The sequence below is a fragment of the Paenibacillus sp. IHB B 3415 genome (genome assembly GCF_000802655.2).
Taxonomy (GTDB): Bacteria; Bacillota; Bacilli; order Paenibacillales; family Paenibacillaceae; genus Paenibacillus_AQ; species Paenibacillus_AQ phytohabitans.
This window is the reverse complement of sequence record NZ_JUEI01000054.1, coordinates 34,978-51,822: the sequence shown is the minus strand read 5'-3', so window position 1 is coordinate 51,822 and position 16,845 is coordinate 34,978. Positions and strand designations below refer to the sequence as shown.

5 protein-coding genes are annotated in these 16,845 nt (G+C 50.4%); 4 read left to right on the top strand and 1 reads right to left on the bottom strand.

The window, feature by feature from the left end; genetic code table 11:
- Positions 1–1,512: a stalk domain-containing protein gene (locus QW71_RS22305; RefSeq protein ID WP_039303950.1), complete on the bottom strand. Its 1,512-nt coding sequence runs from the start codon at positions 1,510–1,512 to the stop codon at positions 1–3.
- A 235-nt stretch (positions 1,513–1,747) separates the two neighbouring features.
- On the opposite strand from QW71_RS22305, the gene QW71_RS22300 reads away from it, so the two are divergent.
- From QW71_RS22300 to QW71_RS22285, 4 genes are all read left to right on the top strand, one after another.
- Entirely contained in the window at positions 1,748–2,371 is a 624-nt protein-coding gene (locus QW71_RS22300) for a deoxynucleoside kinase (RefSeq protein WP_039303946.1), read from the top strand.
- The gene (locus tag QW71_RS22295) at positions 2,368–3,021 is read left to right on the top strand and encodes a deoxynucleoside kinase (protein WP_039303943.1); all 654 of its coding nucleotides are present in this window, start codon (positions 2,368–2,370) and stop codon (positions 3,019–3,021) included. The genes QW71_RS22300 and QW71_RS22295 overlap by 4 nt, the downstream gene beginning before the upstream one ends.
- A 392-nt stretch (positions 3,022–3,413) precedes the next feature.
- Positions 3,414–8,978 (top strand): hypothetical protein, encoded by a 5,565-nt coding sequence (locus QW71_RS38160; RefSeq protein WP_052770133.1) that lies wholly within the window; start codon positions 3,414–3,416, stop codon positions 8,976–8,978.
- 24 nt (positions 8,979–9,002) lie between these two features.
- Positions 9,003–16,781, top strand: coding sequence for an S-layer homology domain-containing protein (locus tag QW71_RS22285; protein WP_039303941.1), 7,779 nt, complete (start codon positions 9,003–9,005; stop codon positions 16,779–16,781).
- Positions 16,782–16,845: the final 64 nt, after the last annotated feature.

Genomic DNA, 16,845 nt, shown 5'->3' with positions numbered 1-16,845 from the left:
CTATTTCAGACTTATTGCAATTCTGCTCTCCTGCGGCAGCCATTCAACCGTGGCCCCAAGCTGTTCGCTGATGAAGCGCAGCGGCAGATAGACGGCACCGTTGACTACAAAAGGCGGAGTAAGCAGTGTAATGCTTTTACCATTTACTGTTGTGGCTCCGCTCACGGTATTAATCACAATGGTCAATGGCGATTTGTCTTTCCCGGTGCCGGTAATGGTAGCTATCTTATCCATAGAATAACCGACGGTGGCCCCCATCTTGCTGAACAACGAGCGCAGCGGAATGAAATTCTGCCCGTTCCGGGTAATTACCCCGTTCGTGAAGGCGACAGATTCGCCGTTCAGGGTGACGGAGACCGGTTTTTGCATCGGGACAGGGTTTTTATAGCTGAACTCATAGGTGCCATATCCGAGCTGAGCATTCTTGTTCACACCCCAGCCCCAGAGGGTGCCGTCTTTCTTTTGCATAATAATATGTCTTCCGCCGCCCTTCATGGACTGAACATCGGAAGTGAGCAGAGTGAACGGAGCGTCCGGAGACATCCGGGTCGTCTCAGTAGAAGCCGCATATACCTTGCCGTCTGAGGTCAGCGCAACAATAGAGTGTTCGACGATGTAAGCATCGGTCACCTTGCTGATTCCTGAGAAAAGGACGGGAACGGGTTGATCCGCATAAGTAGTTCCATCGGAGTATCCTGTGACCGTTGAGCCCCAGAACCATAAACGGGATTGCCCGTCAATGGCGAGCCGGGTACGTCCGTTGTTGCGCAGAATACTTACGCTGGATAAGGCGGGCATGCGGGTGGCTGTAAGCTTAGTAGCATCGCCAAGAGTCTCCGGTTGATAAGAATTCTGGATAGGCCACGTCCAGACACTGCCGTCCTTGCGGAGAGCGTAATTCTGTTCAAGCTGGGTGATGTCCGTCAGACTAGCTACAGGCGTGAGGGTGGCAAATTCGTCAAAGGTGGTCCATACCGTACCGTCCGTCTTCAAGAACAGGAAACGCCGCCAATAGCTTTGCCCGTTACTCTCGCTGTATCCGGAGACAGCAGCAACTTGATCTATACCGGGGACTGGTGAAAAAGAAGTCGTCTCCGCACCGTCAGGTGTCGTCACAGCAATAAGCACCTTGCCTTCTCCGGTGATTGCTACTCGGCGGCTCTCCAGGCTTAAGAAGTCCGTCATATTCGTTAATTCAGCGATCGGAGTAACTTCTATTTCCATCGTCCGGGCGTTGGTCTCCCAGTTCCAGACAGAGCCGTCCCTGGCCGTAACCAGCGCGCTGTTCCACAGGGGAAAGGAAGCTTGTACATCACTTAACCCCTGAACCTGTGTAGGGACAGATTTGGTGTCGCCCCAGACCCAGAGGGAACCATCATCCTTAATCAGATAATTGGCTCCATAAGAGGCGACCCCGGAAGCACTTGCAGCTGAGCCCGTCTCAGGATTACCAATGCTCAGAACCGCGGTCAGACCCATGATCAAGCTCACAAGCAGATTTCTTTTTTTCATAAAAGCACCCTCTACCCTCAATGTTATTTTTACTGATATAGGTAAATAAAAGAATATATTTCCTTCCATATAGACGCTGTATGAGGGCGGAAAGTTTCTTTGAAAATTAACCGTTCATAGCCGGCCCTCCTGTGTTACAATGATTTAGTCTGTTTTTTGTGGAATTTGATTTGTGCACCGATATTTAATAAGCTGTACCCGGCATTGTCCGTATTTGAGGAGGAAATCAGCGTTAATGAAACATGCACCTTTTATAGCCGTGGAGGGTCCAATTGGAGCCGGTAAAACAACCCTCGCCACGATGCTCGCCAGCGAAATGCAGCTTCCGGTCATTAAAGAAATCGTGGATGAAAATCCGTTTCTGGACAAGTTCTATCAGAATATGGACGACTGGAGCTTCCAACTGGAGATGTTTTTTCTCTGCAACCGGTTTAAGCAGCTTGAAGACACTACGACCCAGTACATAGATAAAGGTAAGCCGGTCATTTCGGATTATCATATTTATAAGAATCTGATCTTCGGGGAACGGACATTGAAGGGATCGAAACGGGACAAATACCGGGAGATCTATCATATCCTGACTGATGATTTTCCGAAGCCGGATATCATCTTCTACATTCGTGCCGATCTGGATACGCTGCTGGCCAGAATTGCCAAACGTGCCCGTACGTTCGAAGAGATCATTGCGCCTGCTTATCTGCAGCAGCTGATCGAGGATTATGACGATGCGATGGCTTCACTGGCCCGCCGCGAACCCTCTACAGTCATTATTACCATCGATGGCAACAAGGTCGACTTTGTAGAGAACCCGGAAGACTTCGCCGCAATCGCGGAACAATTAAAGGAGCTTATGAAATGAACTCATACAACATCCCGGACAATGCAATTATCACGGTAGCCGGCACGGTGGGCGTCGGCAAATCGACCCTGACCGCAGCTCTGGCGGAACGCCTGCAGTTTCAGACGTCACTTGAGCAGGTAGATCATAATCCGTATCTGGAGAAGTTCTACCATGACTTTGAGCGGTGGAGCTTCCACCTGCAGATCTATTTCCTCGCAGAGCGCTTCAAGGAGCAGAAGAAGATGTTCGAGCTGGGCGGAGGGTTCGTGCAGGACCGTTCAATTTACGAGGACACAGGGATTTTTGCCAAAATGCATGCCGATCAGGGCACGATGTCAAAAACCGACTATGAAACTTACACCAGCCTGTACGAGGCGATGGTGATGACTCCGTATTTCCCGCATCCTGACGTGCTGATCTACATTGAAGGCAGCCTGCCTTCGATTCTGACCCGGATCAATGAGCGCGGGCGCGAGATGGAGATTCAGACGGATGTCTCCTACTGGGAGCATATGCATGGCCGGTATTCCCAGTGGATTAACGAGTTCAGCGCTTGCCCGGTGCTGCGACTGAACATTGACGAATATGATGTGAAGGATGCTGCCTCCATGGCGAATATCCTGCATAAGGTAGGCGCGGCAATTGGCCGGGCTCCGGTAGGGAAGTAAGGATTTTATTTTAGCGGATGGTTTGTGAGATCGATAAGATATAGGGATGTTAAGAAGCGGCACCAGTTCATCTGGGTGCTGCTTTTTTTGTGTTTTTAGACATTTTTTTTGAATAAAACGCGACTTTTTTCATATTTTCGGGACAATTACCCTATTCAGGACCATTTGAAACGACTTTTGTCGAGAATTGTTAAGAGTTTGTTTAGAGCGGCCTGATAGAATGGATCGCAGATATGATAATTGCAGTAATTAGAATTTAATTGTTTTTGGTCCGCGGGATGGCAAGCGAAAGGAGAATGCGGGGGCTAAGGGAGCTAATAGAAGCTGTAGCGAATCTTGCTACACGCCGGACAGGAAATGATGAACGAATAAGGGGGAGCATCACATTGTTAATGAGCAGGAAATTGAAGAAATATACCTCGCTAAGTTTGATTCTCAGTATATTACTGACGCTAATGCCCAGTTCATGGAGCGGCTTGGCAGAAGCTGCGGGTGATGATTTTGAGGTAACGTTTAAGAACGGAGCGCATGTGGGGAATCTGAGCTACCCTGCAGAGAACGCCTTTGGTAACTTTTACAACAATCTGGAAGAAGGCTTCGCCCAGACTGAAACAGACAAAGATGCCAGAATGGATTGGGCAACCGGTGATATTTATGCCGGTCTCGATGATAATGAAGCAACGGTCACGTTCGAGGTTGACGTAGCCAAAAATCCGTTATTGAAGGCCATGGCGGAGAGCGGACAAGCAGAGATGATTACAGGTTTTGCGGTTCTGCGGCGTCACTCCGGGTTCCTGTGGACACGTCATTCGGCAATTACGGTGACCATCGACGGAAGGGATATTATCAAAGAAAGAACTGGCAGTAGTCAGAAATATAACAAAACGGCTACAGCCCGTATTACACCTACCTCCAAAATTAAAGTATGGGTATATGGAGAAGGGGATGACGACGGTGAAGCAGCAGGGGTACGCGGCTTCTATCTCAAGTTCCAGGACCTTAAGCGTCCGGTGATTGACAACTATACCTTTACCGGCAACGGTGCTGAACGGTTGAACGAGAATATTAATCAGAAAGAGCTGTATGTCAAAAGAGATGAGAACATCACACTCAGCTACAATTTCAGCGAGCCGGTTAGACCGACTTCGGTGGTGAAGGCAAACTCGGATTATTTCCTGCGGCACAAGCTGTTCATTAATGATCCGGACACCGGACTTCCGGCAGCCGGACAACAGCAGTATCTGCAGAATACAAGCTTTAATGAGAACAACCTGGATTCATACCAGAAGAAAATATCCTATAGATATACCGGAGTTCCTTTTCATAACAGCGGCAATCTTCCCCTGAAACCGCTAATTACCGGGGGAACCACCGGTGGAGCACCGATGGATCTGTCGCTGGATAATAAATTGAAAGAAGCCGTGCTCAGTGATGCGGCAGGGAATAAAGCAGTTGTAAATCTCAACACTGTACCGAGCAGCGGCAGCAATGCCTGGCTGAACAATAAAAGCGGGAACCCGTTTGATTTCGATCGGGGCGGCTTCCGCGTCATCGTGGATGCGGTGCGTCCGAAGTATTCCAAGACCGCTAACGGCATTCAACCGGAGATTCTGACCGGTGTGACGCTGAATAAGGGAGATGTTATTGACTTCACCCTGCAGATGACGGAAGAGGCAATTGCCAAAACCGGCTGGGATGAGAAGAAAACCTTTATTCTTTTCAATAACGGAATGAAAGCCTATTATGTTGCAGGCAAGAATACAAGAAATTGGACCTTCCGCATGACAGTGCCTGACGGACTAACCGTGGAAACACCGTTGCTCAAGGCCGTTGCCGTATCTAATGATGCCAAGGGCGGCAGCTTGCCTATCAATATGGATACGGATGTTATCCAGGATTACGCAGGCAACCTGATGATTCAGCCTGCTAACTTTGATGGAATACATGAAGAGAAAATTGATCCTTACGGCAGTGACTTGTCGCTCGCCAACTCTAAGATTGACTGGGCGAACCTGTTCATCGACAATACGATGCCGATTATCGGGTACCGGTTCGAGGCAGGCGGCGCGAGTGATACGGCCTATTCGAAAAAAGGTAAGGTAACGATCGATGCCAATGATCCTTCGATTAAAGTACCTCACCTTGATCCGACTGAAGCAGACCGTGGTGCAGAGCGGCCGAGCCGCGGAATCTACCGGCCTTCGAATATGAGTGCGGAAGCATCGCCATCCGTTGGGCTTGTCTACTACTGGTGGAGTCAGGATAAAGCGGATCCGTTTGCTTCTGTATCCGGAGACAATAACGCGGCACTCAAGCGTTACGCGCTCTCTGCCAAACAGCCGTCGGAAGAGCTGTATCCCGGAGAATTCCAGAATGTACAGCTGTCGGTAGTGAATAACAAGACCAACCTGCTCTCTCCTCCGCCTGAAGCGTTCGAGGAAGGAAACAGCGGGGAATGGTACCTGCATACCTGGACTGCTGATATGACCTGGGATTCAGCCAGAGAGCTGATGCAGTATGAGAAGAAAAAGGCTTATGTGGCGAGCCATCAGGCGCAGTATGATGCCTGGATTGCAGAAGCACCGGGTTCGAAGGCAGATAAAATCTTCTATGCTGACAATCAGGCACTGGCCGCTGTTGGACAATACGGCGACCTGAGTGTCTGGAAAGCTGACGATTTCAAACAGGATGATTCCAACTGGACCCATGAAGTAGGTATCCTGAAGCTGGACAACCAGGGACCTGTCATTACAATGGCCGCCGAGGACACCACCACTGTGCAAGCTCTTGTGAAGGACCCGCATAGCGGAGTCAAGAGCGTGCAGTATCAATGGGTGAAGGACGGGGATTCACCGCAGGACATCAAATGGGCCGATACATCATACTCCGGGACTACTGTAACCCGGTCTACCTATGAGGATATTGATGAGGATGGCGCTTACTGGCTCTATCTGAAGGCACTCGATAATGCGGGCAACGAAACGGTCAAGACACCGCAGGAAAAGGCGGTTGTTGTAAGTTCAGAGGCTACGATTCCGACGCAGTTCACACCGGAAGCTAATCCTGACTACGTTCGGAGTCATGATGTTATGTTCCAGATCAGCGGAGTGACCCCGGATTATGTGGGCTATGCCATCAGCAGCAGCTCCATTCATCCTGAGTCCGACAATGAATATACAGGCCTTGAAGCAAGTACGGAGCTGATACAACCTTTGTCATTGGAAAATTCCTTAGACAGCAGGGAAGAGACTACTCAGCCTGAAGCTCCAGCAGAGCCGAATGCTCCGGCAGAACCGGAAGTTACGGCAAACATCGGACCGGTGGCTATCCTTAAGCTCTTGTCCGAAGGACCGGTTCAGCCTGAACTGACCCCACTGGCGGCTGAAGAAACTCCGGCACCAGAGAGCGGTGCCGAGCCGGAAGCTACACCTGCTGCTTCAGCAGGTGCCACTGAACCGGCAGCAGATACCGCAGCGGAGGCAACAGAAGATAACACGGATACCAAGCTGGCAGCGATGGGACTTAATGCTTCTGTAAGTGAAGCCACCTACAGCTATGTCATTCCGGCTAATTCTGAATTGAACGGAACGCAATACATTCATCTTATGGTGAAGCACAGCGACAGAACGTATTACTATTCGAAAGCTTATTATTTTGACAATGAAGCACCGGTGGTTACCTTAAGCCCTAACGCTATTGCTTATCCGCTTCCGGAACAGAAGACGCGGGTAAACGTGTCAGAATTCTATAGCAAAACAGGACTTGTCAGCAAATATCAATGGGTAAAACAAGATGCAGGTGCAATAGTGCCTACAGAGTCCTCTGCAGACTGGCTGAACGTCCCTGCAGGCGGATCGGTGTCTATTGACGACAAAACGTTGAAGGCAGGAGAACTTGCTGATTACAAAATCTATGTACTCGCGGTTGACGGGGCAGGAAACAGCTCTGTAACGGCAAGCACGGGGACCTTCAAAGTTTCAGCCTCTTCAAAATCGGATACGCCACCGGCTGAAGCAGATTCTTCTCTCATCTATCTGTCCGGTGATGCGAAGGATGGCTACACAGCGATTGTGAAGCTGAGCCTCGAGACAGAGGACAAAACGGGTTATGAATATTCGGTATCACCTGATAACGGTGCGAGCTGGATCAACTGGAAGCCTTATACCAACTTCGTAGCCGTGAAGGTTCCGACTGGTGATCCGACGCAGCTACAGGTGTGGGTCAAGTACAGAACACCGGGCGGGTTGATCAGTGAAGCGGCCAAGCTTGATATCGAGGGCGCTTCTACAACCGAACAGCCCGTCTATGCGCTTGCAACGCTCAGTGTTAACAGTCCGGTAAATGCCACGGTTGGTGCAGATATTGAGATCACGCTTCCGCCGGGTATCCGCGTGATGCCTTCGAAGATTAACCCTTCGGTGCCTGTGCGGACCGGGAATGCATTCAAGATCTATGAGAATGGTTACTATAGCTTCGATCTGACCGATCTCGGTGATCCGGACCGTACAGATACATTGTATCTGGTCGTGAAGAATATTGATGGAACCAAGCCGGAAGGAACGGTTGAGTACTCGAACATGGTAAGTACGAATGGCAATGTGGTCGCCTATCTTCAGAGTACCTCTGAGCCGGTAACGATTACGAACAATGGCGGCAAAAATGCCTACACCTTCAAGGAAAATGGTACCTTCGTCTTTGAGATTAAGGACGCGGCCGGGAATACAAATACCGTCGAAGCCACGGTTAAGAACATTAACAAGGAAGCTCCGAAGGTGAAAGTGGTCCGTTCCTACCAATATGGCCTGAACGGCAGCAGCAGCTTCAATACCGTGAAGGACAATAACGGCAATGTGCTATTCTCCACCGGCGCTACAGTAACGGTTGAGAAGGCAGATGCCTCGGCTAAAGCTATTAACATTCTCAGTCAGGCCAAGAGTATTACACTGACTGAGAATGGAACAGCCTCCTTCACAGTTGTAGATGAGTACGGCAATACGACGGTCATTAAAGAGAAGGTTACGAATATTCTCTCCGCACCGCCTGAAGCGGATAAGATTGCCTACACCTTTGTAGATGCGGAAGGCAAAGCTGTTCCGGCCGATCAGATTGTTACGATCGGCGGACAGAAATATGCCAAGGGTAAAGTGAAGGTTACGATTAGCGGCAGCGTCACAGCACCTAATAAAATGTTCTTCGGAGTAAGACCTATTGAGGGCGGAGCAGCTTATTCGAATCAGATCAGTAAAGCTGATGGAACGTTCAGCTACTCACGTGCCTTTGAGAGCAGCGGGTCCGCGGTAGTCGCCATCTCGGATCTTCTGGGCAATGTGAACAAGGTTCCGGTTACAATAGCGGGTCTTGATAACACACCGCCTGAGCTGACACTGAATAACGAAACAGCAGGTATTGTCCAGAACAAGAAAGACTTTAACTTCCGCGCAGATCTCGGCGGCTTCACAGTTTCCGATAATGTATCGGAAGCAGCGGGTGTGAAGGTATCGATCAGCGGGCTGGATCTCAGCAAGCTTGGACGCCAGCATGTAGCGTATACGGCGGTTGACCAGGTAGGAAATGAGACGGTTGTTTATCAGGATGTGGTGGTCGTGAAGGATGGCGGACTGCTGATCTTCGGTAACGATACCTTAATCTCGGCATCCTCCGGAGAGTCTGCACTGTTCAATACCAATACACTTACCTTTAAGGTATCAGGCTACAACATTATGAAGGTAGCCGGAGTAGACAAGGTCAACCAGGCAGGAACATTTGATATTCTGTATTACCCTGGTTTGTACCGCGAAGGACAGCTGAAGCTGGTGAAGCAGAAGCTGACTTATGACGAACTCGTGAGCAGTCAATTTAAAGTCACCTTCCCGAAAACAGGCTGGTACACCATTGTCGTGAGAACACAGGAGCGGGACCGCGAGTTTGCCACCTTCTTTATTGGCAACATGAAATAAATGAAAGATAAACAGGGGGAATACATGGTGAAGCTGCTCAAACGCGCTACCGCGCTCATGCTCACAATAATCATGGTATTTCTGTCCACCTCCGAGAGCTTTCATGCGCTTGTGGAGGCGGCCAGCAGTACAAAGACAACTGTTGTAGAGAATAACTTTATTAAGGTTACTGTGGATAATGAAACCGGACGCTACGGGATTCGGACCGTGGATGGCCAGCCCATCCGCAAGAATGACAACAACGTAAACTTGCTGTTCCAGGGAGATGATCCGGAAACGTCGTTCACGACGTTCCGGATTGACGGAACCGATTATATTTACGGGAATAAGTACAAGTTTGACAACAGTCATTATTCAGAGACTACTACACCCAAGGTGGTAGAGAATTCGAATGGCACGAAGCAGCTGGAGATGATCTGGAAGATTAAAGGCGTAGAGATTAAGCAGATTCTGATGCTCTACACCGACAGCAAGGATGCTGTAAACTCCGGAAATGTCAACATCCGCTATGAAGTGAATAACCGGAGCAATGCGCAGGTTCAGATCGGAAGCCGGATCCTGCTGGATACGATGGTCGGCGGAAACGACGGGCCGCAGTTCCAGATTGGAACAGCTTACAAGTCACCGCTTCAGGTAGAGCGGAAGCTGGTGCATAATCCGGAGGATAATGCCGGAATCCCTGAAGAGGACAGAGCATACTTCAAGATTCCTTCTTACTGGGTAATGCGCGACAAGCTGGATTTGACTAATCCTCAGGCAACCAATGTCGTTGCCTATGGCTTCAATAACTTTGCCGAACAGAACATTAATATTGTGGATGAAATGATTGTCGGGCACTGGAACGGCCTGGCGAATACGAAATGGGATTATGAAGTGCATCCCAACCTGGACTTCACTAGAGACACCAATGATTATGGCACGGCGGACTCCGCCGTTGCCTTCTATTGGAACCCGGAGAAGCTGGCTGCCGGAGGCTTCCAGAGCTTCGAGACTGTCTATGGGCTTGGAGAAATAACCGCTCCGGATAAAGTGTTCTCGATCCGCTATGTGGATCAGGTTCAACAGCTGGCTACGGCTGCGCTGGAACAAGGGGAGACGGTTCCGTCGAAGTACGTGGAGGGCGGAGTCTTCACGATCACAGCCGAGGTTGAGAATCTGCAGGCCTACAATATGGAGCACTCCAAGATCGAAGTGGAGATGACGCTGGAGAGCGGTCTCAGCTTCGTCAGGCAGGATGAGAGTGGCAAAGACGTCCTGGACGCAAGTGGCAATCCTGTCCTGGAGAATGACCGCAGCAAAATGCTGGAATTCAAAAAGTCAGCCTCTCCTGAGGAAGCTGCAATGGGAATAGAGCCGAAGTACAAGCCGGGTGATGCCATCACTGCGACTTTCCGTGTTCAGGCTAAAGGCAGACCTTGGCCGGTAACGCGGGATTACATGATTTTCGCGAGAAGCCCGGAAACGCAGGGCAAGATTGAGGGCATCGAGGATGAAGGCATCAAAGCCCAGTATGAGTCGAACCGTACAAACTTCATTCTGCTGCCGCCGGTAGGCGAAGCAACGGCTACGTATTCATACGCTCTGTCACCGGCAGAGCTGTATAGCTCAGATGTGAAATATCTGACTGTGAATCTGTCGAACATTGAAGCCTATAATACGGGCAATGCAACCACAGCACCGAACTTTGACCTGTACCTCAAGGATCTGGTCTCCGGAAGCCGGTACAAGGTGAATGTGCAGGATGCAGTGGTTATGCAGCCTACAGACGATGGTTTCTCCGGTGCCATGCGGATTACTTACCGCGGCGGGGAACTGGTGGATGAAGGCGGCAATGTGCTGGAATCCGGACTGGGACCTGAGCTGCCGCTTGGTGAATACGCAGTGGAGATCGACTATAAAGGCGATGCCGGAGGCGACGAGGAAGTAGCTGCTCTTTACGATATTACTACCCCGCAATCCTTCCTGGTTACAGATAATGATGAGACGCGGATCCGTGAAGCGGGCATAATGGTCGTTTACAGGGAGTCTGTGGATATCAGCGGCCTGGCAAACGGGTCATCTGTAGAGGGTGAATTGCTGGATCAGCTGAATTCGCTGTTCCCGGGTGAGTCGTTTGAAGATGGGGCTTTCCTGTATTCCGCTGTTACCGATTATAAAAAAACCAAAGCATTGTTCGGAGCAGCGAGCAAGGCGGTAGATCCTGAATTTGATATCAGTGAATTCATGGATGATGATGCGCTTGCCGAGACTCCGATGTATGCTTATAAATTGTTTGCAACGGAAGAAGACTTTGAAGCCTTCAAGGAAGAAGTGGAGGCGGAAGAACCGGAATTCGATCGTGAGATTCTAGTTACGATCCGAGGCATGATTAAGCAGGTAGGCTCGAATAAGGACGAACAGGTCATTGTCGATACCAAAACTGAACCGGCAATTATCAATGATGCCGTAGCATATACAGGCAAGGACCTGGCTTTTGTACGCGGCAAGCTGGACATCTTCGGGAACTCCCTGCCGGATGATGTCCCATTCCTGGATACCTTGTTCATTAAAGGTGATGGAACACTAAGCGTAGCTAGCAGCGGCTTTGTCTTCCATAAGGGAGAATGGACGCTTGATTTCTTCAACGGCTTCTCCAAATCCCTTGGAGATGAGAATTACAATCCGTCCAAGGTGGAAACACCGGAGGATGATGAAGAAGAGGAAGAAGAGGAAGAGGGCAATGAAGGCAACCCGGAAGATGACAGTCTTAACGGCAGTCTGAAATGGGCCATTGGCGGCGTGGGCGACAGACTGAACCCGCTGCGCCAGGTCATGATCGGGGATGTGTACTTCAATAAACAGTCACTGTTTGGAGCACCAAGCTTCGCTATTGACGGCTTTGGCTTCTCCTTCAATGATTTCATCCTCAGAGAGAGCGGGATTTCCTTCGGCGGCTCATTGTCCCTGAAGATAATAAGCGCAGAAATTAAGAATGTAATATTCAACAGCGCCGGCTTCTATGGCGTAGACGCTTCACTCGGCTTCGATCTAAACGAGGAGATGGGCTTGTTCGGACCGGAAAAAGAGAAGAACGCGGACGAAGAAGAAGGACCAGATGCACCTAGTGGTGAGGTTACAATTAAACATGCCGTGCAGGATGGTGGTGTAGGCAATGAATATGGATTGCAATTCGCCGCACAGCTGAAGAATATGCTGGGTGTGGAGATTGAATTCTCACTCAAAAAGGTAAAAGACGGCCGGATCCTTCCGGATGTAATCGCCTTCGGAGCAGAATTACCTTCACCAGGTATCATTGTTACGGGTGCGACTTATCTGACTGCAGTACGTGGAGCTGTAAGAGAGTTGGCCGATACCATCGCTGGTGGAACAGATCAGGATCCGTTTCCGCTGACCATTGAAGCAGGCGTAGGCCTCCGGTTCGGAATAGCCCCGGCGTACTTCTTCGGGGATGTGGATCTGACGGTGAAGCGCACTGGCCTCAAGATCGAAGGAAAGCTGGATTTCTCCGCAGATGCGGAAGCGGAGGAAGATGACCGGCTTCCAATGCTTACCAAAGCGCTGCTCGAAGCGCAATGGGTGACTCCATGGTTCGTGCGGGTAGAAGCGGCCATGGATATCGGCGGCTGGGATATCATCATCGGTAAGGCGGGAATCTTCGTCGGACAGAATCTGGAGAAGAACCGTACTGACTTTGAAGGGTATATCGGATCGAAAGTGCAGATTCCGAACAATGTTCCGGTTGTCGGCGGAATGCCGCTGTCCAGCATGTTCCTCGGGGTCAACAATGATAAGGTATGGGGCAGTATCGGCATTCTCTTCATTTCGTTAGGTATTACCTACTACTGGAGTGGAGGCATAGAGTTCGGTACTTCAACAGATCAGCTGCCGGAAGGTATGATTCAGCTTGTGGTGGATGATCCCGATCTTGGACCGCGCCTGATGATTATTGGTGAAGGTGTGCAGACCCTTGCCACATCTGCCGTGGCTTCTGAGGAAGACAATCAGGAGATTATCTACCGTGAAGTAGCAGAAGGTGTGAAAATTGTTGAGAACGGATCGGTTAATGTCGGCGTAGGCGGCATTACGGTCAAGAACGGCGGCAGAATTCATGAAATTCCAATGGGCGCTGCAACCGGCAATGCGATTATTGAAATGGAATACAGCAGTAAGGATATGCCGCAATTTAAACTGCAGGATGCTGCTGGCAATGATTATCCGGTGGTATTCGAAACATTTGCCAATCCGGACAAGCCTAACCCTAAGGCCAATGCTTTTACACAATATATTCCTGCAAGCTATGTATCACCGGATAAATCACAGCTTAATGATGAAGTGGATATCCGCAGAGCTTACATTATTATTCCTGAGAATGAAGCTAAGAAAGGCGGAACCTGGACGCTTACTGCAGTCTCGGCTGTAGAAACCAAGCTGATGAATGTTCCAACCCTGCCTCAGCTCAGCGAAGTAAATCTCGCGAAGGATAGCTCGAATGTCAATAAATTTACGGCATCCTGGAAAGTAGCCAACGCAGCAGAAGGAGATACAGTGAATCTGTACCTGGCTGAAGATGCGGTAACAACAGAAAAGACTATCGTGGAAGGGCAAGAGGTGCTCTCACCGGGAGATCCGGGGATGCTGATTGCCAAAGATGTACCTGTTGGCGCCGGCGGTTCTGTCAGTGCTGGTATAACCAGCGGCAGTAAAGTGATTGATGTAACGAATGTAACGCTGATGGGCAATCCCGAGGATATCCGCGGGCTGCTCAGACAAGGCAATTATTATCTGCGGGCCGAGCTGAAATCCAGCGCAACCTTCGGCACAAAGACTTCACCGCAGCGATTCGAGCTCATTGATCCGCTTGCACCGCAGGTTGTCAGTGACGTCTTGGTTGTACCTGCCGGTAACGGACTGTTCTCGCTCTCCTTCAAGCCGGGAGCCCCAAAAGCGGGACATAGCGCTTACGAGCATAGCTTCGTAATTGATGCTCAGGTAGAAGTGAACGGCAAGCTGGAGTCTTATTCTCCATTTGGCGAAATTTTGTTCACCGAAGAAGATCTTCAGCCTTACTGGAATGCAGCAACTGGTAAATATGAAGGAATTCTGATCGGAGGCTGGAAGGCCCTATCCACTTCGGATGAAGTGAATACGACCAGCCTTGAAGGAACGGTTACGGATGTGACCAAGGTGAAGTATACCGGTCTGGAAGTTGGAACGGAGTATGTTGTCGGTGTCACTGCCGCAACAGTCCCAACTGAAGATGCGGACAAGAATCAGAACTATCACTATGCCGAGCACCAGAACAGCAGCAAGAAGCTGCTGCCGGTTCCAAGCCTGCCGAAGCTTACTGTGGCAAGCGGATCTGGTACCGTGCAGGATACCGGAAACTACATTAACCTGCTGACCAGTGAAACGAAGCAGAAGCTGACGCTCACTTCAGACCAGTCCAATGTGACGGTGGAGGTCTTTAATGCTGAGAAGTCCATCGGGTCGGTAGCTTTGACGAACAAGGCTGGGGGCGGAAGCCAAGGCGTCCTGAATCTCGACCAGTTCCAGACGGACGGACCGTTTGCTCTTGAACTGAGAGCCAGAAACATGACGACCAAGGATATCTCGGTCACAATGCTGTATATGACTGTAGATACGATCGCTCCAGTGCTCTATATTAATCAGCCGGTAACGGGTGAACGAACAGAGAGCGGAAAGATAAGTGTAGCAGGGACCACAACCACCGGAACCCTGCTGGCAGTCAAATATGTTGTGAATGAACAGCAGAAGGACGGAACCTATAAAGAGGTTGAGGTCTCTGCACCTGTCACGGTTGATCCGCTGACGGGAAGCTTTAACGGCGAAGTGGCCATTAACTCCGCTGACCCGTCTGTAGCCCTTAATATTGTGGCGGCAGATGAAGCAGGCAATCTGAATACAGCGGTTGTGGATATTACAAACGCTGGTTACAAGGTTCCTGTAGCGCTGGTTCTCAAAAGAGCGGAAAAGGACCTGGAGCCGGGGGAAATGGACAAAGTTCAGGCTTATCTCAAAGTCTCGGATGGCAAGGACGAGATTACCGGCAAGCCGAAATTCAAGGATCAGCCGATTACCGGTAAGGATCTGCAGAATCTGACTTATACAGTTACTGTAGGCGATGCGGTGTCCTTGTCGGCAGACGGCAGTGTTACGGCGCTTGCCACAGGCTCCAGCTTAATTGAAGCAGAGTATAAGGTGTCCGAGGGTGTAACGCTCAAAGGCATGGTTGCGGCAACAGTAGCCGTACCGAAACCAGAGAAGCTTGGTGCAATTCAAGCCAGCACTTCTTATGTTTATGCAGACAGCAGCCGAACCAAGATCACAATTACTTCCTCCGGGGATATGACCGGACAGCAGATTGCGTATAAGGTTTATCGTTCCGGCGCCGTGCTGCCGGCCTTCGATGATAATGTCAGCTCTTGGCCGCTCCTTCCGCTGGACGGCATAATCAGCGCTTCTTATGGTGATGTAATCGTGCTCGCTAAGCGGACATCTACCGATAAGCTGGTTAAGGCAGCGGGTCAGGTTACAGCAACTGTATGGTCCAGCAGCGGTGCTGGAGCAGGCGGCGGCGGTGGTGGTGGAGCTGCCACACCGGGCGCAGTGGAAGAGCAAGCACCAGATACAGCCGCACAAGTAACTGTCAACGGACAGCCGGTTGTCACTGAATGGAATGGGCTTACAGCGGTAATCCGGATTACGGATAAAGAAGCCGCAGCGGGCAGCGATCTCACGGTTAGTTCCGCAGATCCGGCTGCAAAAGCATTCAGTATCCATGTGGATCAGAATGTTGTCAAGCAGGCCGTTGCAGCGAAGAAGAAAGTGATTATCGAGGTTCCTATGGGTCGTTTGGTTCTTGAACCTGAGAATCTTACCGCTGTGAATGGTGAGCTTGTGGTGGGCATTGGCCGCAGCAGCACTGCAGATCAGCAGGCCATGAAGACAATAGCCGATCAGCAGGGCTTCACGCTTATGGCCGCAGGACAGGGTATTACGGTAACGGCTAACCTGCCAGTAGGCAGCTGGACACCGGCACTTGCAGCCAAGATCGCCATTCCTTCGCCGCTTGCAGCAAACGAAATTACAGCAATTGTGCTGAAGGATGCCGCCGGTAACTGGACTACTGTGCCATGGAAGCTGGACAGCAGCGGTACGGCAGTGAATGTGCAATTGACCGGAGAAGGCAGCCTCTACTTCATCCGCAATCAGAAGACTTTCAAGGATATGCCTGCAGGCTGGGGCAAGGACGGTATTGCAGCTGCCTCCGCCAAGCTGTTCGTATTAGGCAAATCTGCAGATACCTTTGATCCGACCGGCAAAGTGACCCGAGCAGAGTATCCAACGATTCTGCTGCGCGTCGCAGGTCTGATGAACAAACAGGCACCTTCTGCAGGCTTCAGTGATGTCGGCAGCAGCAGCTGGTATAACCGCAGCGTCTCCATTGCTGCACAGCTGGGTATTGTCACCGGATTCGAAGGCGGCAAGTATGCGCCTCAGGATACGCTGACACGAATGGAAGCCATGACGATGCTGGGCAGACTGCTCACCCTTGTCAGCCCAGGGAGTGAGATCAGCGATGCAGAAGTAACAGCGATTCTGGCTGGTTTTACCGATAAAGATAAAGTTCCCGCATGGGCAAGACAAGCAGTAGCATTGAGCATCAAGAACGGCATTATCCTTGGGGAAGGCAACAAGGTGAATCCGTCCAGTCCGCTTACGCGTGAACAGGCGGCAGCCATTGCTATCAGACTTGATCAATTGATTACAGCCAAGCAATAACAAGAATGTGCCCGTACCGCTTGCAAGCGGGCGGGCACACTCTGCTGGGAATTCACAATACTAT

Bases quoted from the DNA above. Each gene is read 5' to 3' on its own strand.
- QW71_RS22295 (WP_039303943.1), top strand. From the start codon at position 2,368: ATGAACTCATACAACATCCCGGACAATGCAATTATCACGGTAGCCGGC.
- QW71_RS38160 (WP_052770133.1), top strand. From the start codon at position 3,414: ATGAGCAGGAAATTGAAGAAATATACCTCGCTAAGTTTGATTCTCAGT.
- QW71_RS22300 (WP_039303946.1), top strand. From the start codon at position 1,748: ATGAAACATGCACCTTTTATAGCCGTGGAGGGTCCAATTGGAGCCGGT.
- QW71_RS22305 (WP_039303950.1), bottom strand. From the start codon at position 1,512: ATGAAAAAAAGAAATCTGCTTGTGAGCTTGATCATGGGTCTGACCGCG.
- QW71_RS22285 (WP_039303941.1), top strand. From the start codon at position 9,003: ATGGTGAAGCTGCTCAAACGCGCTACCGCGCTCATGCTCACAATAATC.